Raw genomic sequence first — 26,470 nt, forward strand, 5'->3', positions numbered from 1 at the left:
TGTCTGCCGCGGTTATGAGCCTGATTCCATGAGCCACACGCTCGTATCGCTCGCCTGCCACGCCTACGGCATCGCCGCCGTGGCCTACCTCGCCTACCTCGTCCGCCAGTCGGAAGGGCTGGCCATGGCCGGTCGCGTCCTGGTGGGCGGGGGGCTGGTGCTCCACGGCGTGGCCCTGTTCGAGCTGTTGGGCGCCCAGGGCGGCCGTCCGGTGGGCTTGGCGCAGGGCTTCTCCGCGCTGGCCTTCCTGCTGCTCGCCATCTTCCTGGCACTGGACGTGCGCTACCGCAGGCCCGTCATCGGCGCGTTCCTGACGCCGCTGGCGGTGACGGTGCTCCTGCCCGGCCTGCTGCTGCACGGGGGCCAGTCGCCGTTGCCTCCCGGCGTGCGCCAGCCCTTGTTGCCGCTGCACATCTCGCTGGCGCTGTTGGGGCTGGCGGCGTTCGCGGTGGCCGCGGGGGTGGGGGTCATGTACCTGCTGATGGAGCGGCAGGTGCGGGCCAAGCGCTTCGGGCTGTTGTTCGCGCGGCTGCCGTCGCTGGAGTTCCTGGACACCCTCAACCGGCGGTTGGTGGTGTGGGGCTTCATCGCGCTGTCGATCACCCTGGCGACGGGGGCCTTCTTCGTGACGACGACGGTGGGCTGGCAGTGGGATGGCAAGTCCATCGCCACGGTGGTGGCGTGGGCGGTGTTCGCGGCGCTGGTCAACGCGCGCATCTTCGCCGGCTGGCGTGGGAGGCGTGTGGCATTGCTGACCATGGCGGGCTTCTGCCTGGTGCTGGTGTCCTTCCTCACCTCGTATGACGCGACGCCGACCGCGGCCGCCGTCATGAGGATTCCCTGAGTATGGAGCTCGTCTGCATTGGCCTGTCCCACCGCACGGCGCCCCTGGTGGTGCGCGAGCGGCTGGCCTTGTCCGAAGCGCGTCAGGTGGAGGTGCTGCAGAAGCTGGCGCAGGCCCCGGTGGAGGTGTTGTGGGTCTCCACCTGCAACCGGGTGGAGGTGTATCTGTCCGCGCCGGATGGGGGCGTGGCCCGGGAGCGCGCCGTGTCGGAGCTGCAGGCGCTGGGCGGGCCCGAGGCGGCCGAGCACCTGTACGAGCACCGGGGCGAGGCCGCGCTCATCCACCTGTTCCGCGTGGCGTCCAGCCTGGACTCCATGGTGCTGGGCGAGGCGCAGATCCTCGGCCAGGTGAAGGACGCGTTCGAGCGCGGGCAGGGCGCGGGCGCGGTGCGGGGTGAGCTGACGCGGGCGTGCGCGGCGGCGTTCGGCTGCGCCAAGCGGGTGCGCACCGAGACGGCCATCGGCCGCGCGGCGACGTCCATGGCGTCCGCGGCGGTGCAGCTGGCGAGCAAGGTGTTCGACGGGCTGAAGGGCAAGACGGTGCTGGTGGTGGGGGCGGGGGAGATGGGGGAACTGGCGGCGCGGCACCTGCAGCAGGCGGGCGCGACGAAGCTCTTCATCACCAACCGCACCCTGGCGCGCGCGGAGGCGCTGGCGGCCGAGGTGGGCGGGACGGCGCGGCCCTTCGAGGAGCTCTTCACGCTGCTGACGGCGGCGGACGTGGTGGTGTGCAGCACGGCGTCGCCGGTGCCGCTGTTCACGCGGGACAATGTGGGCGCGGTGGGCAAGGCGCGCCGTGGCCGCCCCCTGTTCATGGTGGACCTGGCGGTGCCGCGCGACATCGACCCCGGGGTGGGCACGCTGGACTGGGTGCACGCCTACGACGTGGACGACATCCAGAAGTTCGTCGCGGACAACGCGGCCGCGCGCGCCGAGGAGGCGCACAAGGCCGGGGTATTGGTGGCGCAGGAGGTGGCGCGCTTCGTCAAGGAGCGCGCGCTGCGCGAGGGGATGCCGGTGCTGGCGAGGTTGCGGCAACGCGCGGAGGGGATTGCCCGCGCCGAGGTGGAGCGGACGTTGACGTCGCTGGGGGATGGGTTGACGGACAAGCAGCGCAAGAGCATCGAGGCCATGGGGCGCGCCATCGTCAACAAGCTGTTGCACGAGCCGACCTCGCGCCTGCGCGCGGTGGGGCCGGAGGGCGAGGGCAACCGGCTGGCGGGCGCGGCCGCGGAGCTGTTCGGGTTGCTCGAGGCAGAGCTGGAGGCGGCGGAGCAGCAGCCGCAGGCCCTGTCCGCGCAGGGCCCGGCGCAGGTGGCCACGGGGGCGAAGCGATGACGTCCGTGCGCATCGCCACCCGGCAGAGCCCGCTGGCGCTCTGGCAGGCGCGACACGTGGGCGCGCTCCTGAAGTCCCACCACCCGGGCCTCGAGGTGTCCTTCGTCGAGATGACCACCGAGGGGGACCGCTTCCTGTCCGCGCCCCTGTCCTCGGTGGGCGGCAAGGGCCTGTTCGTGAAGGAGATTGAGCAGGCGCTCATCGACGGGCGCGCCGACATCGCGGTGCACAGCCTGAAGGACATGACGTCCGAGCTGCCCGAGGGCCTGGTGCTCGCGGCGGTGCCCGAGCGCGAGGACCCGCGGGATGCCTTCTGCGGCACCGCGGGCCAGACGACGGTGGACGCGCTGCCCCAGGGCGCGCGCGTGGGGACGTCCTCGCTGCGCCGCAGCTGCATCCTGCGCTCGCGTCGGCCGGACCTCGAGATCGTGAGCGTGCGCGGCAACGTGCAGACGCGTCTGTCGAAGACGAAGGAGCTGGGGCTCGCCGGCGCGCTGCTGGCGCACGCGGGGCTCAAGCGACTGGGGTTGGAGCACGTCATCACGGAGGTGCTGTCCACCGACGTGAGCCTGCCAGCGGTGGGGCAGGGGGTGCTCGCCATCCAGTGCCGCGGGGCGGACGCGCGGGTGTGCGGTCTGCTCGCGCCGCTGGAGCACGCGACGACGCGGGTGGCGGTGACGGCGGAGCGGGCGCTGCTGGCGAAGCTGGAGGGCGGCTGCACGGTGCCGCTGGCGGGGCATGCCACGGTGTCGGAGGGCCAGGTGCACCTGCGAGGACTCGTGGGCCGGCCGGATGGCGCACACGTGGTGCGGGGCGAGGTGCGTGGCCCCGTGGCGAAGGCGGCCGAGCTGGGCGAGGCGCTCGCGGACGACCTGCTGTCGCGTGGCGCGGCGGACATCCTGCGTGATTTCGCTCGCCGCCCGGGCGCGCGGCCCTAGACTGCCGCGCGCGTGGAACGGCGACTGGAAGGCATCCGAGTCTTGGTGACGCGCCCGCGTGAGCGGGCCGAAGAGCTGTGCTTCCTCCTGGAGGACGAGGGCGCGGAGGTGCTCAGCCTCCCGCTGCTGGAGCTGCGTCCTCCGGAGGACCCGCGCCCGCTGGCGTCGGCCGCGGAGCACATCCAGCGCTACCGCTGGGTGGTGTTCGCGAGCCCGTCCGCGGTGGACGCGCTGCTGGACGCGCTCCGGGAGGCGGGCACGTCCGACAGGCTCTCCCGCGTGAAGCTGGCGGCGGTGGGGCCTCGCACCGCGCGCGCGGTGAAGGGCTATGGGCTGGACGTGGCCGCGGAGCCCGAGGAGGGCACGGGGCAGGCGCTGTTCGAGATGCTCAAGGACGGCCTGCAGTCCGGAGACGAGGTGCTGCTGCCCGCGGCGGAGGACGGTCGGCGCGAGCTGGAGGACGCGCTGCGGGAGGCCGGGGTGCTCGTCACGCGGGTGACGGCCTACCGCTCGCTGCCGGCGGAGCTGCCACTGGAGGCGTTGGAGCTGCTGGGGGCCTCGCCGCCCGACGTGGCGGTGTTCGCCTCGCCGCGCACGGCGGAGGCCTTCCTGGAGGCCGCGGGGCGCGAGCGGCTGGGCGCCGCGCGGGTGGTGGCCATCGGTCCGACGACGGCCTCGGCGCTGGAGCAACTGGGGCTGCCGGCCTCGGCCATCGCCGAGCGACCCACGCCCGAGTCGCTGGTGGACGCCACGGTGCGCGCCGTCCGGGGGAACTGAGTTCCGGGCGGAAAGCAGCGTGGGTGCCACGAGGCGAATCGTTCGCGAGTAGACTGGCCTTCCCATCGCCCTGCCGGCCGCATGCCGGGAGTCAGGCGACGCGGGAGGGGTCTCATCGATGAATCGGGGTTCGCAGCGGAGCGCCGTCGTACTTGGGCTGTTGTTGGCCGCCACGGCGGCGGCGCAGCAGGTGCTGGAATACAGGGACCTGGGGTACCGGGTGCTCAGCACGCCGTCGGACCCCTTCGTCTTCTACGTGGACGGGCGTGCGGCCCAGCCCGCCGGCAATGACCTGGCCCTGGTGACGGCGGCCAGTCGCGCGGCTTTCGAGACCTGGCAGGGGACGACCTGCGCGTGGCCCACGTTCTCCTTCCCGGCGGACGGCGGCGTGGCGACGACGGGCTCGCCCATGGCGAACGTCGATGACCCGGGGGACCGCTTCAACGTCGTTCCCATCTGGGTGACGAGCGCGACCGATATTCACTTTCAGGACACGCTCAACGGAGGCGACAGGCCCGCGGCCGCGAGGGCGCTGACTTTCGGCGGCTACGTGTACCAGTGTGATGTCTATCTCAACGCGGTGAACTACGCCTGGTCCACGCTGACGCCCACGCCGGCGGGACGCATGGACATCCAGAGTGTGCTGACCCACGAAATCGGCCACTGTCTGGGGCTCGGTGACAGCTTCGAGGCCATTGGCGCGGTGATGTTCTTCGACCTGCCCACGGGCGTGACGCGGCGGCAGCTGGCGGACTACGACAGGACGGCGCTGTGCCGCTTCTATCCGAAGACGGGGGCGGTCGGCTCCCCGTGCGAGAGCGGCACGTGCACCACGGGCCTGACGTGTGTCACCGCGCCGTCCACGGTGTCGGGCAAGGACCTGAAGGTCTGCGCGAAGGGCTGCTTTGGCAACACCTCCGGCGAGTGCCCCGCGCCCTATGTCTGCCGCGACTCCTCGTTGGTGAATGGCTATACGAAGGCCTGTCTTCCGGCGCTGCCCGACGGCGTCACGCCCGTGGGCCGCGAGTGCACGCCGGGCCCGCGCAGCTGTGGCAACACCAACGGCGTCTGCATCCCGCCGGTGGATCCGCCCTCGGGCAACGGGGAGTTCGACCGGTGGGACCTGGGCTACTGCACGGAGACGTGCAGCGGCGAGGGCTCCTGCCCCGCGGGCGCCGAGTGCTCGGACGTCCCCGGCCAGGGCTCCATCTGTCTGAAGACCTGTACGCCCGGCGGGAGCGACTGTCGGCCCGGCTATACCTGCGAGACGCGCCCCGAGGGGAACCTCTGCGTCCCCGGTTGCTATGGTGATGCGGATTGCGACAGCAACTCCGTTTGCAGGACGTGCGACCGCGTCTGCGTGCCTCGGCAGACGGCGGGCAGGCAGGTGGGGGATGCGTGCACGGCGGATGCGCAGTGCGGCACCAACCAGTACTGCCTCTTCGCGGAGGGAGGCACGGAGGGCGTCTGCGCGCAGCCGTGCTCGGTGGCGGCGTGCGCGTGCCCGGGTGGGACGTCGTGCCAGGTGGTGAACAAGGAGGGTGAGCGGGCGTGTGTCCGGGCCTGCTCGGCGACGTCGTGTGACGCGACGCTGAGGTGCGGCACGGTGGAGCAGGGCAGCTCCGCCTGTCTGCCTGTCTGCCGGACGGAGAAGGACTGCGCGCCCTCCATGCTCTGCTCGGCCGCGGGCACCTGTTACGATCCGCTCGCCAAGCCGGACGCGGGCTCGTGCACGCTGTGCAACGACGCGGGCACGCCGCCTCCGCCGCCCGTGGACGCGGGGCCGCCGAAGGGCCCGGGTGGTCCGGACGGCTGTGGTTGCCAGGGGGCGCCCGTGTCGGCGGCGGCCTTCCTGGGTGGATTGGTCCTGTTGCTGCTGGTGGCTGGAAGGAGAAGGACGTGGCACAAGCCGTGAGCGGCCCGAATGCGTCTGCCGTGAGGAGCCGGGTGGACTTCACCACGCTCTTCGTCCTGGAGGCGCTCGTCGGCCAGGGGCTGTTGACGCCCCAGCAGGCCCAGGAGGTGCTCGCGAAGGAGCCCGCGGCGCGAGCGCGTGTGCTCAAGGCGCAGACCGCGGCGAGCGGCAAGGACGCCGCGCGCTACGACGTGTCTCCGGTGGAGGTGGTGGCCGCGTTCCAGGTGCCGTTGGCCAATGGCCGCGGCGTGCTGGACGAGGACCGCGTCACCGAGGCGGCCGCGCGCGCCTCCGGGTTGACGTACCGGAAGATCGACCCGCTGAAGCTGGACATGGGGCTGGCCACGCGCACGGTGTCGCGGCCCTATGCGCAGAAGCACGTGCTGCTCCCGCTGGAGCGCACGCCGCAGGGGCGCCTGGTGGTCGCGGTGGCGAACCCGTTCGACCGGGAGCTGTTCGAGAGCTTCCACCGGCTGACGGGGCTGCCGGTGGAGCCGGTGCTCAGCTCGAAGGCGGACATCCTCAAGTCCATCTCCGACATCTACGGCTTCAAGAAGACGCTCGCGCGGGCGGCGGATGACTTCAGCGCGGCGTCGGGTGGGGCGCAGGTCTCCAACTTCGAGCAGCTCGTCTCCTTGAGCGGGACGCAGGAGCTGGAGGCGTCGGACCGGCCCGTGGTGCAGGCGGTGGACTACCTGCTGCGCTACGCGTTCGACAACCGCGCCTCGGATATCCACATCGAGCCCAAGCGCGCCACGAGCGTGGTGCGGCTGCGCATCGATGGCGTGTTGCATCCGGTGTATTCGTTGCCGGCGCAGGTGCATCCGCCGATTGTGTCGCGCGTGAAGATGCTCTCGCGCATCGACATCTCGGAGAAGCGCAAGCCGCAGGACGGGCGCATCAAGACGGAGCGGGATGGGCGCGAGGTGGAGCTGCGTGTCAGCACGTTGCCCACGGCCTTCGGCGAGAAGGTGGTCATCCGCATCTTCGACCCGGAGACGTTGGTGCAGGACATCGCCCAGCTCGGCTTCGAGCCGGACGAGAAGGCCAACTTCGAGTCGTGGATCGACCAGCCGCACGGGCTCATCCTGGTGACGGGCCCGACAGGCAGTGGCAAGACGACGACGCTCTACTCGGCGCTCAAGGCGCTGGCGGGGCCGGACGTCAACGTCACCACGATTGAAGACCCCATCGAGATGGTGTGGGACGCGTTCAACCAGGTGCAGGTGCAGCCCAAGGTGGGGCTGGATTTCGCCGGGGCGTTGCGGCACATCCTGCGCCAGGACCCGGACGTCATCATGGTGGGCGAGGTTCGCGACGCGGAGACGGCGGAGAACGCCATCCAGTCCGCGCTCACCGGACACCTGGTGCTGTCCACGTTGCACACCAACGACGCACTTGGCGCGGTGGCGCGCATGAGGGACCTGGGGGTGCCGTCATTCCTGCTGGCGCAGAGTCTGCTCGGGGTGATGGCACAGCGCCTGCTGCGGCGGGTGTGCAGTCATTGCGCGGAGGAGACGTCGTTGACGCCCGACGAGCTCCTGGCGCTCCAGGCGCCGTTGCCGCTGCTCCCCGGGGGCGTGCGATTGCTCAAGGGCGCGGGCTGCGTGCGCTGCCGTGGCACGGGCTTCATCGGACGCACGGGTGTCTTCGAAATCGTCACCACGGGCAGGGAGCTGCGGGAGCACATCTCCCGCGAGGCTCCGTACGAGAAGCTGGTGGAGGTGGCCCGGCTCGGCGGGATGCGCACGCTGCGCGAGGCCGCCGTTCGCAAGCTGGCGCAGGGGCTCACCGCGTTCGACGAAGTGGTGCGGATGACGTCCGCGTGAGGACGGGCGCACGGTGTTTCACCGTGCGCCTGGGCCACGATACGAACGGGCTTCAGTCGAGGGTGGCCCTGCCTGGGACCAGCGCACTGGCGGGGAGCTCCTCGCCGAGGAACCAGCGCTTGCTGGTGGCGGGCGTGGAGACTTCGGCGCAGCGGGTCGGCTGTCCCGTGAGCGTGATCTTCGCGTAGGCGGGGCCCTGGTGCCGGGTGCCCAGGAGGAAGACGCGGTGCGCGTCTCCTGCCGGGGTGGCCGCGATGACGGCATACGGGCCCGTGTAGCAGTGCTCCTCGTAGGTCTGCGCCAGGGCTTGGGTGCACGAGGCATCCGCGTAGAGCCCGAGGTGGAAGGCGGGCGTGGTGGGGAAGCAACGCGGTTGTCCGCTCGTGTCCGCCTCGAAGTGGCAGTCCGCGTCCAACTGGGTGTCGAACAAACCCATCGGGACATGGAGCGAGTCATTCATTCGGGCTCCGCGCACGACGAGGCGACCATGGGTCTGCATGTCGACGTGCCTGGCTTCGGGCCAGCTCGTGGGGGGAATCTCCTGTCCGGCGCGATGGAGGCAGGGTCCGTTCGGGCCGAGGGATGACTCCATGCAGGTCCCGTTCTCGGACCTGGCATACAGCTCCGTCGTCACAGGGCCGGTGGAGAACACGCTGGCTCCGGTCTCGCATCGGCTCGCGGGGTGTTCGACGGCGAAGCGGGGCGCATTGCAGGAGGGCGCAATGAAGACGGGCTCGCTGCAGCTCGCGTCCGCAGATAGTCCACCGATGGCCGCGATGGCGACGTCCTGACCCGAGGGCAGGCACCGCTGTGACGCGTCCTGGGCCCGCTGAACAGCGCAGGTGACGCCGTGCTCGGTGGCTTCGAGGTGATGGAGGCTGAAGGAGCCATCCTCGCCTTCGACGAAGTGGGCCGCGATGCCCTCCCGGGACACGTGCTGGCGCAAGACGCCCTTCACGAACGTGTTGCCGGTGACCTCGTCACCGAAACGGTAGGCCGCTCGCGAGGCGTTGCCCGGGAGGGCGTGACAGCCCCCGGAAGTGTCACGGAGGTAGACGGAGCCGGTGACACGGGCGCCCAGGTGGAACAGTTGCTGGAGGACTCCGGGAGGCGGTGCTTCCTTCGAGAGGATGGTTCCCGCGGGCAGCGGATTCGCGGAGATGACACCTTCCTCGGTGCAGCTCGCGTCGAGGTAGAAGGGGGGCTCGTTCCGGGCGATTCGGTGGAGGTTGTCACTCAGGCAGTAGAGGTCTCCGTCGGGTGCCACGGGCTGCCAGGTGCAGGGACGGAGGCGTGCGGCGTCGTAGGTTGCCTCCGACCAGCGCAAGCCGTCGGTCGTGGTCATCCGCCGGACCTTGATGCGTGAGCCTCCCTTGAAGAAGGACTCTTGAGACGTGAAGTCCGATTCCTGCTTGGGACCCGCACCTCCCTCCGTCGAATCCCCACAGCCCACTCCCCCCAACATCGCCACCACCAGCCCTGCACAGACGCGACGCATGACACTCCTCACGAGGCGGCGCGACCCTGGGACAGCCCCCATGCTGCTCCTGGTCGTCCGGGACGCGGATGCGCGCCCGCGACCTATACGGGGCCTGGGGCACAGTCTGGTCGGGAGACTCATGGAACGGCTTCGGACGACGCCGGAGCGTGTTGGCGCTGTGTCTCTGGGTGACTTTCCGTCAGGGAGCACTGTGATTGAGAGTCTGCCTTGACGCTTGCCTGAACTGAGCTTTCGTCTGGAATCAAGGGTGGCCTGACAGCAGATGTTGACTTTTGAGCGTTTCAACTTGTAGGACGGAAAATCGATCATGTCTGCTCCGACAGCTCTAGCGGTTACGTCCTCTATTGGCTCTCCAACCATTGCGACCACCACGCGGAGGAGGGGACAAGGCATCAGAGTCGGAAAGCGCATCATTCAGGCCTTGTCGTGTTTGAGCATGCTCCTCGTCGGAGTGCTGGCGTCGGATGCGAGAGGCGCATGCTCTCCTCCAGGTGGCTCCAAGGCCTGTACGGTGAATTCCTGCAACGGCAGGATGACCTGTGACTTGTACTGGAGTGATTGCGAGATGTTCGACGGCACCTCCACCGCAACCTGTTCTGTCTGTGGACGTACGGGAACGCGCCGGTGCACTGCGGAAGGCTCCGTAATCTCGAACTCCTGCACCGCTTACCTGGCGCAGGACAACAACTGCAATGGTTGCGACGATGATGGCGACGGCTTGATCGATGAGGACTACGTCCCGACCATCATCTGTGACGCCAAGCAGAACGGATGCTTCGGCAAGATGCACTGTGTCGGGGGACAGCTCGTCTGCAAGGTTCAGGTGGGCACCCAGTTCCTTTCTTGTTCCGACGACTGTGATGGACATGCCGCAAGGCGGTGGTGTGCCGAGGATGGGACGGCCGGTCCGTGCACGCGCGACACGCCCACCGAAGAGCGGTGTAATGGCTGCGACGACAACCAGGACGGGATCATCAACAACGCGCCAGGCAAGGGGCCCTATACCCTGACCCGGAGCTGTGTGGGCCCAGGGGGCGCTTGTCCGGGGTCGACGGAGGCCTGCCTCTCCGTTTTCTGGTCCGGCGTCTGCAATGCTCCCGCGGAGGCCTGCAATGGCCTGGATGACGACTGTGATGGCGTCATCGACGAGAATGGCATCTGCCGCATGGACACAGGGGCGTGCACATGCGCGCCGACCACCTGTGCCGCCCAGGGCAAGAGCTGCGGGACCATTCCGGATGGTTGTGGCGCGATGCTGAACTGCGGCACCTGCGGGACGGGGCAGCTCTGCAATAACAACGTGTGTGTCGGGGCGTGTGTTCCCAGGACCTGCGCGCAGCAGTCCGTCACCTGCGGCGTCATCACGGATGGATGCGGTGGGCCGCTCGACTGCGGCCCTTGCGGCGCGAGCTTCGCGCCCTGACGGACATCTTGAATCTGCGGTCTCGGCGCCTCCGCCCACTTGGGCGGTGGATGCCGAGGTACTCCCTCATTCGAGCTTCAATCCGGGTCTTCCGACCCACAAGGACGTTGGCCATGAAGCGCGTCACGTCGTCATTCGTCTCGAGTCTCTGCCTGGTTCTGGGGCTGAGTGGTTGCGGAACACCGACGGAGTCGTCGGACCCGAAGGACGCTCGCGCATCGCGAGTCGTCCGCCAGCTCAGTGATGCCCCCCTGAGCATTCCGGCCTCGTCCATCCTGCCCACCGAGCAGAAGTCGACGGGCACCACACCGATGATGGTGGATGCACAGTTCGAGGTGACCTCGGATGGTGCGGCGACCTACTCGATTCCGCTCTGGAGCCCTTCGGGGCGAGGTGGAGTGGAGCCCCGGCTCTCGCTGGCCTATCACAGCCGTGCCGACAATGGTCTGCTTGGAGTGGGCTGGGAGCTGAAGGGATTCTCCCAAATTTCTCGCTGCCGGAGGACCTTCGCGCAGGACGGTCTGACCGCGCCCGTTCGGTTCCTTCCAACGGATGCCTTTTGTCTGGATGGTCAGCGGTTGGTGGTCGTCTCCAGTGGCGCGAACCTCATCGAGTACAGGACGGAGGTCGAATCCTTCACCAAGGTCCTGGCCTACCTGGATGGCACTGGCGCGCCGGACTACTTCGAGGCGCACCAGAAGGACGGGCGCATCATGTCCTACGGACGGTATGCGGAGACGCATTCCCGACTGGAAGGACACCGACTGAGCGTCAGCGCGGACCCCGTGACGGGAGTCGTCACGCAAGGTGTGGAGGCGACGCCGGTCCGATTGGGCTGGGCGCTGTCCGAGGTTCGCGACCGGGCTGGCAACGACCTGCGGATCCGCTACCTGCTGAGTGGAGGCGCCACCACCGGTTATGAGCACGTTCCGGAGCGCATCGACTACACCGGACACACGAGCGATGCCACGGGGGCGATGAGGCGGCGCAGTGTCCGATTCGCCTACGACGCGACCACTCGCCCGGATGTCGAGGTCCGCTTCGTGTCGGGACTCAAGCTCCGATCGGCCCAGCGTCTATCGCGCATCAACATGTATGGCCCAGGACTCGCGTCGTCGCCGTCCACGGTGGACGACGTCCTGCTGCGCTCCTTCGAGCTGAGGTATCGCACCGCGCGCGTCACCCGTCGCAGCCTCCTCGAGCAGGTTTTCGAGTGTGATGGCCAGGGTATCTGCCGGGATCCTCTCGACTTCGACTACACGCCGGGCATCGACTGCAGTGCGAGTCCGGATAACGACTGTGACGACCCCGTCGTGTCGCTCCAGGACTTCAACGTCGTGACGGCGTCGGAGCAGTCTGGCAGCACGTTTGTCCCCATCCGCGACGTGAAGACCCGGGGGGCGCCGTTGCACACTGCGGGCGGCTCTCTCATTCAGGGGGTCCAGGATTTCTGGACGCTGCACACGCTGGACATCAACGGCGACGGGCGCGACGACCTCCTCTATCGCCGCAATGACACGGCGGGGCCGGTGACCGATGGCAACGGCACGAGAATCGAACTGGGCGACTCGGTCTGGTACTACCGGCTGGCGACGGGAGTAGGGATCTACGGTCCCGCGACGGAAGCGAAGTTGCCTGTCTCCAAGGTTGGAAACAGCGACGACGACCTCCGCATCGCCGACATGAACGGGGATGGCATCCCCGAGGTCATCGTCGTCGAGCGAGCGGACTGGACCGGCCAGAATGGCAAGTTCCAGCTCTACTCGTTCGATGGGACGAAGTTCGTGTCCGAGGGCATCGAGGCGACGGAAATCCATCAGTTCTGGTGGGAGCCCGTCAGCAGCTCGCGTTCGCGCATCCCGGTGATGCATGTGGCCGACCTCAATGGCGACGGCATGCCGGAGCTCTTCCGTTCGACCCAGGCGCCTCAGCCCTTCACCTGGGCGTACCGGATGAATCTCGGTGGGTTGTCCCTGTCGACCTACACGCAGATCCCGCTCGCCTCGGGTATCGACCATGCGGGTTACACCGTCGATGTCGATGGTGACGGCAGCACCGAGGTGCTGGTTCGCGCGGGAGCGCATCCCACCAGCGATGGCTATTCCTCCCAGTACTTCTCGGTGGGGCTCGGTGCGCCGGGCGTATCGAACATCGTTCCGACGGCGCTTCCCGCGGTGCCCGTGGCCAGCGGGCCGAACACGGGGGCGAGGAGGATCTACAACAGGACTTGGTTCCTGGATGTGAACGGGGACGGCCTCGCGGATGCGGTGAGCGCCCGCCGTGAGCGTGAGACGGAGCTGGGACAGAAGTTCCCGGGAGACGTCGGCATCTTCATCAACACGGGCAACGGGTTTCTTCCTCCCGTGTGGCAGGACCTGTCCGACCTGCATGAACTCAGCCCGTCGTGGATTCAGCCCACTCAAAAGGGGCTCGACCCGGGCGTGAGGAGCCTCGATTTCGATCGGGATGGTCGGCAGGACCTGTTGCTGACGGACTCCGGTGCAACCAACGCCAATGGCACGACGCGCACGAAGATGTGGGTCCTGCTGAGTCGTGATGACCACTTCGAACCCCGGGAGCTGGACATCCTGGTCGGCCAGTCCACGGGAGGTACGTCGTCATCGGCCATCTATGGATACGGACAGCGGTTCTCCCACGTCCTGGATGCGAATGGTGATGGCTTGGCGGACATCATCCAGATGGAGGATGACCTCAGCATCGAGAATGGAAATCGTCCGAACTATGGCCTGCTCAAGGTCTATGTCCGCCGGGGAGAGCTTCCGGATGCCCTGACCTCCGTCCGGGTCGGCAAGCACGGCAAGGCCGTGACGGTCCGCTACCAGCACTTCCTCCAACAGCCCGCGGAGTCGGGACAGCCCCGCATCTATACGGCCGGGACGTGCACCTATCCGCAACGGTGCCCGACGAACATGTGGGTCGTCGTGGAGTCGGGGCTCGACGATGGGACCCAGCTCAATCGCTTCAACACGCTCTACTACAGCTATGAGGCGGCCCGAGGAGATGTGCAGGGACGCGGTTGGTTGGGCTTCGCGAAGCGCACGGTCCTCAACCCGCGGACGAACGCCACGACCGTCACCACCTACGACAATCAGACGAAGGATGTCGGCCTCTACCTGCGCGCGGGGCGCCCCGTGACGGAGACGACGGACATCACCCTGGCGTCCGGACTGAAGCACCAGCACCAGCGCTCGTTCCAGTACACCGTTGGCACCAGCGCGGCGCAGCGCCCCTTCCTCTATCCGAGCCTGGTGACGGATGAATATCGGGAGGGAACCGGGACGACGCTTTCGCTGGTCCGACGGAGCCGACAGACCCGGACGAATGACGCCTATGGCAACGACACGGTGTCCGAAGTGCTCGAGGACGAAGTCGTCGGGGGAGTCCTGTCCGGACGCACGTGGTCGGCCCGGAAGGAAGTGCCGCTCATCGACAACCTGGCGACGTCCTGGCTCATCGGGCTTCCCCGTCGAGTGGTCACCACGAGCACCACGGCCGATGGGCTGACCCGGTCGAGGGTCGAGACGCATGACTATGACAGCCGCGGCCTGGTGACCCGCACGGTGCAGGAGCCCTCGGGGAGCGTCGACGAGATGCTGACGGCCACCTACGGCCGCGACGCGTTCGGCCTGGTGGAGCGTGTGGAGCTTACGGGCTCCGGCACGACGCGGGTGGAGACCACGCAGTTCGACCCGACCGAGCACCTGCTCCCCGTGACGACGTTCAATGCGGCGGGACATCGCGGCCGCGTCGCCTATCATCCTGGGCTCGATGCTCCCTTGGTCATCGAGGACGCCAACGGGCTGTTGACGCATCACAAGCGAGACGGCTTCGGACGTCTCCGCAGCACGGTATCTCCATCGGGGGAGACCGAGCTTGTCAGCTACGGCGCGGACTCCCTGGGCTGGATGCGTGTCACCACCCGGACGCTCGGTGGCCAGGAGGTCGCGACCACGGTCGACAACTATGGCCGGGAGATTCGCCGCGAGACCCGGGGGTTCGATGGACGCGTCATCACGGTGCGCAGCGAGTACGACGAGTTGGGGCAGAAGACGCGCATGTCGCGTCCCTTCTCGGGCACGGCTCCGGCGCGCTACCTGGTGGCGACCCATGACCTGTTGGGACGACGCCTGACGCTCACCGCGCCGGAGGGCGGCACCGTGACGAACTCCTACGTGGGGCTGACGACGACCACGCTAGATGAGCGGGGGAACAAGACCACGCAGGTGGCCAACGCAGTGGGGCAGGCCGTGGCGAGCAGTGCCTACGACGCGAGTGGGCGGGAGATTCGCACGACGTACGAGTACGGCCCCTTCGGCGTCCTTCGGCGGGTGACGGACTCCCAGGGCAACGTGGTCGTGCTCGAGCACGATGTGCGAGGCCGTCGGACGAAGGTGACGGACCCCGACTCGGGCGTGACCACCGTCAGCTACAACGCGTTCGGCGAGCCTCGCGTCGAGACTGATGGCAATGGCCACCAGACGCTCTACGAGACCTACGATGCGCTGGGGCGACAGGTCCGGGTGACCACGAACGATGGTGCGTATACCCAGGAGTGGGACACGGACCTGAAGGGCGCGCTGACCAGTTCGACCAGTCCGGATGGCGTGACGGTCTCGCACCTGTACAACGGGCAGGGACTGCTGGAGCAGAGCACCTGGACCATCGAGGGAGCGGCCTACACCGTCAATCGGACCTATGACACGAACGGGCGGCTCTCGACGTTGCTCTATCCCCAGGTCGGGGCGCGGCGCTTCTCCCTGGTGCACGCCTATACGGATTACGGCTTCCTGAAGGACGTCCGTGCCCCGTCCGCGACGAAGGCGTTCTGGACGGCGCAGGCGCACGACGACTTCGGGCAGTTGACGGCCGAGCAGCTTGGAAACGATGTGGTGACCTCTCGCCGCCATGACTTGCGCGGGCGCTTGCGCTTCATCGATTCACGCCGTGCGAGCACCGTGCTTCAGGGGTTGGCCTACGAGTGGGATCTGGAAGGGAACCTCAAGAGCCGTGGCGACACGCTCGCGCGGACGACGGAGGACTTCGAGTACGACACGCTGGACCGGCTGACCAAATGGACCGTCTTCCAGAACTGCCGCAGGTCCGCGTTGGAGTATCGCTACGACGACCTGGGGAACCTGCTGGAGCGCCGTGTGCTGGAGGGCAGCGGGACGGCGACGACGGGCACGTACACGGGGGCGGGTGCGGGGCCTCACGCGGTGAAGCAGACCCAGTTGGGGAGCTACGGCTACGACGCCAGCGGCAACCAGGTGAGCGCTCCTGGTCGGAATGTGAGCTACACCGCGTTCGATCTCCCGAAGCAGATCACCGGTCCGGGGCGGGAGGTGAGCTTCAAGTACGACGGCGGGCAGAGCCGCGTCCTCAAGCGCAGCAGCCTGGGCGGTGTGACGACCTACGTCGGCAGTCTCTACGAGAAGCGCCAGCAAGGGGGCCAGACGCAGCACATCTTCTACGTGACGGGCGGTGGGCGTCCTGTCGCGCAGGTCCACTGGGTGGACGGCGGGGCCGATCAGACGTTGTATCTGCTGGGAGACCACCTGGGGTCCACCGAGCGCGTGGTGGACGCGCTGGGCAACGTGCTCGATGGCGAGCGGATGAAGTTCGAGCCGTTCGGGGATGGGCGCCTGCCTCACGCCTTGCCCGTGGCGGCTTCCGTGGCCTCGGGAGCGGTGAGGAAGAGCTTCACCGGGCATGAGAGTGATGACGAGTTCGGCCTGGTGAACATGGGCGGGCGCATCTACGACCCGGAGACCGCGCGCTTCCTCACGCCGGACCCGTTCATCCAGTTCCCTCAGGATGGGCAGTCCTACAATCGGTATGCCTACACGCTGAACAACCCGCTCAGGTGGACCGATCCGACGGGGTTCGAGGCGGAGGGAGCAGACTTGTCCTCAGGGGGGGAGACCGTGGTGACGGCGCCTCGGTACGATCCGACGGAGATCTTCGGGGAGCAGGGCGTGGGCGCCGCGCAGTGGGGGACGCCGCCTCCGGACGGCTCTCAGTCCGCGGACCAGAACGGAGCCAGGGCGCGGGCGCAGGGGGCCGAGAACCAGCGGCTCGTCATGGAGCGTGCCATGAAGGGCTCGCTGCGGCCGCTCGCCCCGTCCCCAGCCCTGCCTGAGTTCTATGGCACCGAGCATGAGCGGCAGACGGCGGTCTTCAACCACTACCGCCTCCTCGCGGGTAAAGGACTTGTGTGGGGCCTGGAGATCGTGGCGATTGATATGGCCACGCGTGGCATCGCACGTCTGGGGGGGGCGGCGCTTCGTGCGGCGATCATTGATGGAGCAGTGACACTACGAGCTGCAGGGAGCGGTGGATTGAGGGGGCTCGAAGGAGTCCTGCTCGGAGGCGGGTGCTTCATCGCGGGCACTCCGGTGCTCACACTGGCCGGGCCGTTGCCCATCGAAGATGTGAGGGAAGGCGACTGGGTCTGGGCCTGGGACGAGAAGACCCAGGTGCCTGGCTGGCATCAGGTGACGCGGACCTTCGTTCGTCCGATGCGGGCTGTGTTCATGGTGGAGGTCATCTCCGGAGATGCGGGTTCGCTCGATGTCCTGGGCGTCACTGCGGAGCATCCGTTCTGGGTTTCGGGCCAGGGCTGGGTCGAGGCTCAGGCGCTCTCTCCTGGAGACGAACTCGAGACCGCAACCGGGAATCGAGTCCTGGTCGCTTCGCTCCAGTCCGTGCCGGGGCGGGAGACTGTCTACAACTTCGAGGTCGATGGCGCGCACACGTACTTCGTGGGGGAGCTATCCACCTGGGTGCACAACACCTCAGCTATTAGCGCGGGGGGCGAAGCGGTCGAGGGGGCCTTCGACATGGCATTGGGGCTCGCCAAACATCGTGAAACGGGAAGCCCGCTCTTGCTCAAGCGCTTTTCTGAGCGCGTGAATGCCAAGACCTATGGTCAACTGGAAGGAACGTGGTGGCCGGGCAGCATGGAGCGTCTAGAGGCAACCCTGGTTGAGCACATGCAGAATGCTCGTCATATCCACTTCAATCTCGATCAGTTCGATCTCGCACGGTTCAGGCAGTACGCGCTCAATCCGACATTCGGCGATCACACGATCACTGCCTGGGAACTTCATAAAGTCCTTACGAGCCCGAATTTGTTGTCGAAGACGACATTCTACGGACCGGGCGGCGTGGTTGTTCCGCCCCCCGCGCTGAAATAGAGGCGTCACATGGACTTGGTCAGAACCGGAGCCGCACTTTCAGTCTATATCGGCGGGACAGCTCAGGTGTGGAGCTACACCTCAACGCACGATAAGCTCGTTATTGAGCTGAGTGTCGCGGATGGCAGCCACCGTGTCTACTTGGTGTTGATTGGGTGCGTGGGGATTTGGGGACGCACCTGGTGGAAAGTTTCGTCTCCTCGAATCGAGGTGACGAACTCTGGCTTCTTGTTCGTGGATGGCGATCTGCGTGTTGAATTCTTGCACGAGTTTCAGTTGGTCGATGCCTCTCCGTCGTGAAGGTGGACAAGGCAGCTGTTTTCGCAGCAGGGTCCGATGACTTCTCGGCGTCACGAACGGGGAATCTTCCGCCCCTGGGATTCCTGAGACACCTCTCTGGGGGATAGCCTCCCCCTCGTGACGTGGACGTGAAGAAGCAGAAGTAAGCCAGGACCGCAGCGTGCCGTCGGTTTTCGGCGACGCGGAAGAGGGAGGCCGTGCTCCGGCTGCTCAAGGGCAAGGAGGTCGACGCGCTATCTTGAGAGCTGGGTGGCTACCGCGGCGGTGAGCGAGTGGCGGAAGAAGTTCCAGCGCTCGGGGTGACGGGCTCGGGCACGCTGGTACACCCTGTGGCGTCGGGCCAGCAGCGCCGTCTCGCGGCCGAAGTGCCTGTCGTCGGGTGTGACGAATCGGATGGTCGAATGTAGGTGCTCAGTGTTGTACCAGCCCACGAAGCGCGTCACCCAGTCGTGCGCGTTCTCGGCGGAGGCGAAGGGCCTCTGGGGAAAGCTGGGGCGGTACTTCAGCGTACGGAAGAGGGCCTCGGAGAAGGCATTGTCATCCGAGACGCGGGGTCGGTTGAAGGACGGCGTGACGCCCAGCCACTGAAGGCTGGCCAGAAGCGTGGCGCCCTTCATCGGCCCGCCGTTGTCCGAGTGCAGCACCAGGCCCTCGGGGCAGCCCGCCTCCTGCCAGGAGCGACGGATGAGGGCCGAGGCGAGCTCGGACGATTCCTCCTCGTGCACCGCGAAGCCCATGACGCGGCGGCTGAAGACGTCCACCACCAGGTACAGGTAGAGGAAGGCGCCCTTCACCGGGCCCTTCAGGTAGGTGATGTCCCAGCTCCATACCTGGTTGGGGGCGGGTGGCGGTGTGCGCGGCCCGGGGCCTGGGCGAGGGCGCCTTGGTATGGCCGCGGTGGGGCAGTTGCCCGGCTTCGCGCAGCACCCGGTAGACGCTCGCCTCGCTGGCCACGTACTCACCGCTGAATGGTGCGCGCAGCCACGCCCAGCCGCTCGCAGACAACCTCCAGGCGCACGCCCTTGGCCAGGAGGCGACAACTTCCCTGCCACAGGGGGGACCTTCTGAGGCCGCTGCTGGAGCGGGACCACTGGCACAACGAGCACTGGCTGCTGAAGCGTCACCATTTCCTCTCGCCGAGTCAGGCCCGATGAGAGCTGATGCAGTCGAAGCAGGCGGCCTGATTGCAACCAACCTGGTGTCTCAACAACCCGGTGCGGTACAGCCTCTTGCGTCGTGGTGGTCGTCGCGACGACTACTTCTGGGCGGGCATGCATTGCTCGAGTGGTCGTCTGAGGCGGTGGGTGATTCGCAATAGGCTCGACGCGAGGTGCTTCATACGATGCCCACGAACGACAACGGCCCGGCTCCCAGGGAAGGGAACCGGGCCGTCTGGCTTCAGCGCGAGTGAGTTCTAGAAGCGCGCCTGCAGCAGCGTGTTGAAGCCCAGCGCGTGCGGCTTCTCGAACGTCGGCTGCGCGACGCCCGTGATGTCGTCACGGAACGTGGTCCGGTTCGTGTCGTACGTGTAGTAGACCTCGCCGACCGCCGCGACGGAGTCGGACAGATCCCAGCGGAACGTCGCCTTCGCCGAGTAGATGGGCTCCGCCTCGCACGAGCCAGAGCCACCGCACGTCTCCGGCAGGATGCTCAGCATGTTCACGTCACGCACCACCACCGTGCGCGTCCCCGCCAGGCTCGGCGGCGTGTCGTTGCCACCCAGCAGCGGGGTGGGGCTGCGGAACGACGCCGGACGCTGCACGCCCACGATGAAGCCCGGCGTGAAGTGCAGCTCGGGCAGGTGGTAGTCCGCGCCCAGTGCCAGGAACATCTCCGGGTTCAGCTTCGTACCCTCGGGGAAGTCCTGGAACGGGGGGAAGCCCGGCACGTCGAACTGGATGAACGAGAGGCTGCGGTACAGGCCCAGCAGGCTCATGCGCAGGAAGCCCAGCTTCGCGCGCGCCTGCAGCGCCAGCGCCGTGGCTCCCTGCGGCTGCGTCGCACCGAACGTGTCCGGCTTCTCCAGCGTCTGGGACAGGTAGCTGCCCTCGAGCGACACGGAGTAGGACAGGCCACCCGGGTACTGCTCGGGCGCGAAGAACCGCTCGTAGATCTCCGGGTCGTTCTTGTAGAGCCGGAAGTCCACGCTCGTGCCGACCGGCACACCCACGTGGTAGACGACCTGACCGGACACGCCAGCCGCGTTCACCGGCGCCTCCACGCCCAGCGTGGCGAGACCCGGCACCAGGCCCTTCTGGAAGTAGCCACCGCCCGCCTCGATGCGCAGCGTGTCCAGGATGTCCCAGCCCGCGCCCGCCATCACACCGTAGAGCGTCTCCTCCTCGAGGATGAGCTCGTTCTGCACCAGCGCCGTCTTGCCACCGACGTACGCGTACCACCGGTCCCGAGTGATCTGCAGCTTCGCGCCGGGCACGCCGTTGGTCGCCGAGCGCGTGGTGAACGCGCCGCTGCCACCCCAGGAGATGCGGTACGCATAGCCCAGACGGAAGCGATCCGCGGACACCGGGAAGCCCACCAACGAGATGCCTTCCTTCTCACCCCAGCCCGGCGGCTGGTAGTTGAGCCGGATGTAGCTGGAGTTGTCCTGGATGGCCACCTGACCGCTGGGGCGCTCGAGCACCAGCAGCGTCAGGGCCGCCTCCGTCGTCAGGCCCTCGAAGAAGGCGGGCGCCTTCTTGTAGAGCACCACGTTCGAGAGCGACTCGAAGCCGGAGAACCGGGTGTTGAAGTTGTCGTAGAACTGGGTGTTCTGGTTACCCGCGCCGAACCGTGCATTGGGGCTGTTGGGCGTCGTCTCACCCGAACCCGCAAGCACGTTGTCGTCCGCGAAGACGAACGACAGACGCGTGTCCACGAAGTCACTGGCCCAGGCGGGCGCACTCAAGGAGATAAGCCCCGACAGGGCCAGCTTCTGCAGCGTTTTCAATGTCCCTCTCCACGGAGCGCCCGCTTGGAACGCTCCTCCCTGCGCCCCGGTGCAACCGGGGCACGAGCTCGTCAAAAGTCTAAGGATTCACGCAAGGCTTGATGGGCTTCGGGCACTCCAGCCCCGGGCCGGGATAGCAGCAGAGGTCGTCCTGGCTCCGCGGCAGGATGATCCACCGGGGGCGCGCCGCGCTCACGTGGCGCATGTGGCCCACGATGTCGAAGGTGGCCTCGTGCAAGAGCTTGCACTGCCGGGCCAGCTCCGCGTCCGGGTCCTGCTCGTTGCAGTTGACCACCAGGTCGGGGACCGCGTCCTTCGTCACCAGGTTGATGCGAGCCTTCTGGTTCTGGCTCACCGTGCAGCGGGCCGCGCCGTTGGCAGGGTCCGCGACGGAGACCCACACCACCATCTGGTTGTCGCCCATCAGGTGCTCCAGGCGGGTGGCCGCGGGCAGCGCCACGTTGCTCGCGGGGCCCGGGGCGCTCGTGCTGCCGAAGCGCACGTTCGTCGCCTTGTCACACCAGATGTTGAGCGTCACGCCGATGCTGTACGTATTGGTCGAGCGCGTCCACGCCTCGGTGGCGGGAGCCACCGGCGGCGCGGCGTTGATCGTGTGCAGCCGGCCTGGCACGGAGTCGTCCAGCCCCGCCTCGGGAGCGCCCATGGGGACCATCTCCACCACGAACTGCCCGAAGCTGTCGTAGGTGTTCTTCTCCGCGCAGATCTGGTTGCGGTACTCGCCCATGCCCAGTGTGCAGTCGACATTGCACTGACGCTCGGGGACGTCCGGATCATTGGGCGTGTCCGCGCCGCAGGCGCCGAAGACGCCGTTGCGGGCGTCAGGGCAGAAGAAGGGCACGGTGCCGTTGCCATTGGCGTCGCAGTTGCGGAACACCGTGGGGAACTTCACCCGGCGCACCTTCACCAGCGAGGACTCCAGGCCCTCCATCTTGTAGTTGCCGTAGCTATAGCCGCACATCACGTCCGAGATGTAGGGCGAGCCGCTGAGGCCACACAGCCGACCGTTGATCTCCGTCGGAGGCGCCAGGGCCAGGTACTTGTTCCACTCCGACTGCGGCAGCAGGCGGACCTTCTCGCGGATGCTCCACGACGGGAAGGTGAGCTGCGTGGTGGCGGTGAACTCCTGCACCGAGCCCGCGATGGACCAGAGCAGGTCACCGGTGTCCAGGCCCTCGGGGTAGGAGTAGTTGTAGATGTAGATGGAGTTGAAGCGGCCCGGGAAGAAGCCGGAGGGCTCCGCCGTCTGGGTGTTGGCGCCGGGGATGCTGCCCTCGCGCACCCGGCAGGCCGTCAGGTCCGTCACGAAGAAGCCGCTGGGGTCCATGCCCGTCACCAACAGCGTCACCGGCTGGTTGTGGTTCGGATCATCCGGCTCGCAGTTCTGCAGGAGGGGAGCACCCGCCTCAGGCGCACGGCCAATCCGCATGAACGTGCCGGCGTACGCGGTGAGCTGGTCGCTGTTCTGCGGCACCTGCACCGTGGAGATGGTCGGCTCCTCGAAGAACACTGAGCGCGACAGGCCCGTGGCCGCGGTGCGCTGGGCGGGCTCCACCGGGAGCTCTCCGTCGACGACGGCGCCATCCGCGTAGTCGACCTCGACCGGATCGTCCTCGACCCACACGTGGGCCTCACCGTAGAGCTGGGAGGAGCGCACGGTGCCCGAGCCCACGCCGTTGGTCAGCTGCACCCAGCGGTAGCGGTAGGGACCCGTCAGGTTGCCGGGGACGGTGCGGAACGACACCGGGCCGTTGAACGACTCCATGGGCTGGCCCTTCACGTCCAGCGCCTGGATGTCGATGTCCACGTCCACCGCGCTGCGGGGCATGGCGAGCCGGCAGTCCTTGGTGCCGCGGAGCTCCAGGGGAACCGCCGCCTGGTTGCCTCCGCCGTGCGCGGTCGCACACTCCGCCACCACCGGCACGGCCGTGCGCGGGTTGGAGTCCGCGACGTAGAAGCCCTTCACCGTCACCTTGAACGAGGAGAGGCCGGTGGGCTGGGGCGTCTCGTCGGTGTAACAACCCGCGGCGACGAGGGCCACCGCCGACAGGAAAGCGAATCGCTTCATTGCTCCACCCTCCGGCCGATGCGGCCGTCATCCACCGCGTCGGCGATGGGCATCGCCGTCGGGTTGTCACAGAAGTTGCGAAGCTGCTGGGTCACCGTGCCGCACACGGGGTTGCTGCCGCTGATGATCTCCCGGCAGTCACAGCGGCCCGTGAACGGACCGGGCGACACCGCGCAAGCGGCCTGCGCCTCCTCGGGCGTGTCCACGTCGGGGATGTTGCAACCCGCAGGATTGTAGCCGCGGGCGGCCAGGTCTCCGCAGGTGCAGGTTCCCACCTGCTTGCCGGAGATACAGGCCGCGCGGGCCTGGTCGGGGTTGGTGACCGTATCGACGCCGCAGCCCGACGGGTCGAAGCCGTTGCGCAGCAGCTCACCGCACGTGCAGCTTCCGACGCGCACGTCCAGCTCGTTCTTGTAGTCCTGCATCTCGCGGCACGCGGCGCGCAGTCGGTCGTTGACCACCCACTGGCCGTTCACGAGGTTGCCACAGCTCTGTGCCCCCGGCTTGTTGCCGCGCGTCGCGTAGCCCGCGTTGATGTCGTCGCAGGTGCAGAAGTCCTGCATGTAGCCGATGAGCGAGTCACGCAGCGAGATGCCCGTCTCCTGGCGCGTGGTGTTGCGCTTGAGCACGTTGAAGCCCGAGCCGCCCTTCGCGATGTAGTCGTTCACCGCCACGCGGTAGGTGCCGAACGGGTTGAGCGGCTCGGGGCCCACCGAGATGTCCGTGCCGGGATTGGCGTAGCAGCGGCCCCGGTCGGAGGAGCTGCTCTCGTCCTGGATGCACTGCCAGGGCGCGTGACCCGTGCGGCTCTGGGCGGGACAGTCGGCGCCCTTCAGGGCCAGGTTGCAGGGGGTGCGCAGGTCGTTGATCTGCACCTGGGCGCAGTCCATGGTGAACTTCGCGCCGGAGATCTGCGCCTGGCTGACGCAGCCGCGCTCGGCGGAGCGCTCGGCGACGAAGTTGAACATCTCCTGCATCTCCTTGCCGGAGAGGTACATGATGTTGATGGTGTTCTCGAAGGGGAACACGTTGAACATCGACTCCTGGGTGATGACGCCCGCATAGAGGTTGTCGCGGATGCCCAGCGAGTTGGTGAGCGCCATCTGCGCATCGACGCGGCGACGCTTGCGCATCGAGTCCGCGGCGATGTTGCCCAGGGGCGAGTCGCCACCCGTGGAGTTGTTCCGGCGCGTCACGTCCGTGGGCGCGTAGGAGAAGATGTTGGTGAGCTGCAGCCGCATGTCCATGCCGATGATGTAGGGCTGGAGCAGGTGCGTCGTCTGGCGGTCCTCCTGGGCCTCGCAGGCCTCCATGGCCGCGCGGACCTCGGGGGTCTGGATGAACTGGCCATCCTCCCAGAAGATGTTCGAGTCATACCGGTACTTGCGCATGGCCTCGTCACACCAGAGCCTGTCGAGCGGGAACACGCGGTAGTCCTGGCTGACGACCTCGCCGCCCTCACCGGCGCCGAGCTCCGTCGGCATCTTCACGACCAGCTCCAGCCGGCCCACGTACTTGGCGAACGCGCCGGAGTGCGACAGCACCACCTTGCGGCCGCTGGGGTCCGCGAGCAACTGCGGCGGGTTGAGCACCACGTGCAGGTGGCCGCCCATCACCACGTCCACGCCGCTGACGCCCGGAATCTGGACGCGAACGACGGACTTGTCGTTGCCCTCGGGGCCGAACCACTCGAGCACCTGCCACGGGTTCTTCTCGCGGCGGATGAAGGAGCGGGCGCGGCCGTACTCGTAATAGGCCTCGTAGCCCTGGATGACGTCCTGGTCCTCGGTGAGGCCCAGGTGGCTGACGATGACGATGAGGTCGGAGACCGGCCGCAGCAGGTCCACGTACGCACGCACCACCTCGTTCTGCTCCAGCGGCGTCACCTGGAGGCTGTTGCCACCCTCGACGATGGAGTTGAGCGAGGAGATGTTCGCCATGCCGATGATGGCGACGCGCAGGCCCTTCACGTTGCGGATGGTGTACGGCGCGGCCTCCAGCGCCGTCTCGTTGCTGCCGTTCTGCCGCCAGTCATTCCAGTTGTAGTTGGCGGCGAGCAGCGGGAACGAGGCGAACTGCTTGGCCTGGTTGGTGAAGTTCAGCGCGCCCGCGTCGAACTCGTGGTTGCCGATGACCGCGGCGTCCAGCCGGGCCTGCGACAGGAAGCGGAACTCCACTTCACCGTTGTTGAGGTTGAAGATGGGGGCGCCCTGGAAGCAGTCGCCCGAGTCGACGTGCAGCACCCGCTCACCCTTGGCGCGCTCGCGCTTGAGCACCGCGGCCATGCGCGTGGCGCCACCGAACGGGCCGGCCTCCGGGATGAGTCCCAGGTCCTGGTCCGTCTTCAGCGGCGCGAAGTCGTAGGGGATGAGGCGTGAGTGGATGTCCGAGGTATGAAGGAGCGTCAGCCGCACCTCCTGCCCCTCGAGGTTGTAGTCCTGGCCTTCCATCACTGGCATGCATGAGGCCGAGACCAGGGCGCAGAAGAGGCCGAGCAGGAGGCGACGCATCAGGAGATTCCGTGTTTCGGTAGGACGTCGGGAGTAAAGCGGGCGCAAGGTACGGTATCGGACACGGGCGGGCAAGCAACGCCGCCATGGCATTCGTACAGTCCCCCTATTCAGGGCCCCCTTCACGGAGAGCAAGCAGACATGCGGCAGCGTCATTCCAGTGTGACTGACATCGAGATCATCGAGGATTTCTCGTCTACGGCGCGCTGCGACGAAGGCTTCCTCCGAGTGAAGCGGCTGCGGTGTCGCAACCGACGCGCGGATGGCTCCTCGTCGTCCGTGTACCGCGTCGACGTGGTGGACCGGCCCCGGTTGGATGCCGTCGCCGTGCTCGTCTATCGACGCGGTGCGGCGGGACTCGAGGTCCTGACGCGGATGAACCTCCGGCCCGCGGCGTACTTCCGGAAGGATCAACGCGACGCGATGACGGTGCCGGACCCGGGCACGGGCTACCTGCGGGTGGAGGAGATCGTCGCCGGCCTGCTCGAGCCCGAGGACAAGGGCGAGGAGGGCCTCAAGAAGCGCGCGGCGGCGGAGGTCCACGAGGAGGCGGGCTATCCGGTGCGACCCGAGGACATCCAGCTGTTGGGCGGCTCGTTCTTCCTGGCGCCGGGCATCCTGTCGGAGAAGGTCTTCCCCGCGGCGGTGGACGTCACGGACGTGTCGCAGGAGGAGCCCGAGGGAGACGGCTCGCCCCTGGAGGAGGGGACGCAGCTGCACTGGCGCCCGCTGGGGGAGGTGCTGGAGGCGTGCCGGCGCGGGGACATCCCGGACGCGAAGACGGAGGTGGCGCTCACGAGGTTGCTCGCCCGATTGGGATGAGCACGGAGTTTCTCCGGGGGCGGC

Annotated in this window: 15 protein-coding genes; 10 read left to right on the top strand and 5 right to left on the bottom strand. The window is 67.6% G+C overall.

The genetic code is table 11. The annotated features are described in order from the left end of the window. Nucleotides 1-28: 28 nt before the first annotated feature. From AC6JA9_RS16255 to AC6JA9_RS16280, 6 genes are all read left to right on the top strand, one after another. A complete protein-coding gene (locus tag AC6JA9_RS16255; protein WP_141323221.1) occupies nt 29-844 on the top strand; it encodes a cytochrome C assembly family protein in 816 nt (271 codons plus the stop codon). A 2-nt stretch (nt 845-846) separates the two neighbouring features. Then, nucleotides 847-2,181 (top strand): glutamyl-tRNA reductase, encoded by a 1,335-nt coding sequence (gene hemA, locus AC6JA9_RS16260; RefSeq protein WP_223746766.1) that lies wholly within the window; start codon nt 847-849, stop codon nt 2,179-2,181. Continuing rightward, on the top strand, nt 2,178-3,119 hold the full coding sequence (gene hemC, locus AC6JA9_RS16265) for a hydroxymethylbilane synthase (protein ID WP_497960075.1): 942 nt from the start codon (nt 2,178-2,180) through the stop codon (nt 3,117-3,119). The genes hemA and hemC overlap by 4 nt, the downstream gene beginning before the upstream one ends. A 42-nt stretch (nt 3,120-3,161) precedes the next feature. Beyond that, on the top strand, nt 3,162-3,896 hold the full coding sequence (locus AC6JA9_RS16270; RefSeq protein WP_267696731.1) for a uroporphyrinogen-III synthase: 735 nt from the start codon (nt 3,162-3,164) through the stop codon (nt 3,894-3,896). Between the two features lie 118 nt (nt 3,897-4,014). Then, nucleotides 4,015-5,811: a zinc metalloprotease gene (locus tag AC6JA9_RS16275; protein WP_497960076.1), complete on the top strand. Its 1,797-nt coding sequence runs from the start codon at nt 4,015-4,017 to the stop codon at nt 5,809-5,811. Beyond that, the gene (locus AC6JA9_RS16280; RefSeq protein WP_497960077.1) at nt 5,796-7,640 is read left to right on the top strand and encodes a GspE/PulE family protein; all 1,845 of its coding nucleotides are present in this window, start codon (nt 5,796-5,798) and stop codon (nt 7,638-7,640) included. Before AC6JA9_RS16275 ends, AC6JA9_RS16280 begins: the two co-directional genes overlap by 16 nt. 52 nt (nt 7,641-7,692) lie before the next feature. Here the strand turns inward: AC6JA9_RS16280 and AC6JA9_RS16285 are convergent, their stop codons facing one another. Next, nucleotides 7,693-8,985: a DUF7481 family protein gene (locus AC6JA9_RS16285; protein WP_497960079.1), complete on the bottom strand. Its 1,293-nt coding sequence runs from the start codon at nt 8,983-8,985 to the stop codon at nt 7,693-7,695. A 721-nt stretch (nt 8,986-9,706) separates the two neighbouring features. Between AC6JA9_RS16285 and AC6JA9_RS16290 the strand changes: the two genes are divergently transcribed. From AC6JA9_RS16290 to AC6JA9_RS16300, 3 genes are all read left to right on the top strand, one after another. After that, nucleotides 9,707-10,564: a hypothetical protein gene (locus AC6JA9_RS16290; protein ID WP_267696728.1), complete on the top strand. Its 858-nt coding sequence runs from the start codon at nt 9,707-9,709 to the stop codon at nt 10,562-10,564. A 113-nt stretch (nt 10,565-10,677) separates the two neighbouring features. Continuing rightward, nucleotides 10,678-17,781 (top strand): polymorphic toxin-type HINT domain-containing protein, encoded by a 7,104-nt coding sequence (locus AC6JA9_RS16295; RefSeq protein ID WP_497960080.1) that lies wholly within the window; start codon nt 10,678-10,680, stop codon nt 17,779-17,781. 9 nt (nt 17,782-17,790) lie between these two features. Next, the gene (locus tag AC6JA9_RS16300) at nt 17,791-18,081 is read left to right on the top strand and encodes a hypothetical protein (protein ID WP_497960082.1); all 291 of its coding nucleotides are present in this window, start codon (nt 17,791-17,793) and stop codon (nt 18,079-18,081) included. 233 nt (nt 18,082-18,314) lie between these two features. Here the strand turns inward: AC6JA9_RS16300 and AC6JA9_RS16305 are convergent, their stop codons facing one another. The 4 genes from AC6JA9_RS16305 to AC6JA9_RS16320 form a co-directional block, all read right to left on the bottom strand. Continuing rightward, nucleotides 18,315-18,875 carry a DDE-type integrase/transposase/recombinase gene (locus AC6JA9_RS16305; protein WP_267696725.1) on the bottom strand — a complete coding sequence of 187 codons (561 nt, stop codon included), beginning with the start codon at nt 18,873-18,875 and terminating at the stop codon, nt 18,315-18,317. Nucleotides 18,876-19,495: 620 nt separating this feature from the next. Continuing rightward, nucleotides 19,496-21,028: a hypothetical protein gene (locus AC6JA9_RS16310; protein WP_141323235.1), complete on the bottom strand. Its 1,533-nt coding sequence runs from the start codon at nt 21,026-21,028 to the stop codon at nt 19,496-19,498. A 79-nt stretch (nt 21,029-21,107) separates the two neighbouring features. After that, nucleotides 21,108-23,114: a hypothetical protein gene (locus AC6JA9_RS16315; RefSeq protein ID WP_223783006.1), complete on the bottom strand. Its 2,007-nt coding sequence runs from the start codon at nt 23,112-23,114 to the stop codon at nt 21,108-21,110. After that, nucleotides 23,111-25,624, bottom strand: coding sequence for a bifunctional metallophosphatase/5'-nucleotidase (locus AC6JA9_RS16320; protein ID WP_497960083.1), 2,514 nt, complete (start codon nt 25,622-25,624; stop codon nt 23,111-23,113). The genes AC6JA9_RS16315 and AC6JA9_RS16320 overlap by 4 nt, the downstream gene beginning before the upstream one ends. A 141-nt stretch (nt 25,625-25,765) precedes the next feature. Here AC6JA9_RS16320 and AC6JA9_RS16325 point away from each other — a divergent pair, with 141 nt between their 5' ends. Then, complete coding sequence (locus tag AC6JA9_RS16325) at nt 25,766-26,446, top strand: NUDIX hydrolase (RefSeq protein ID WP_141323239.1); 681 nt, start codon at nt 25,766-25,768, stop codon at nt 26,444-26,446. Nucleotides 26,447-26,470: the final 24 nt, after the last annotated feature.

The organism is Myxococcus sp. MH1, assembly GCF_059738865.1.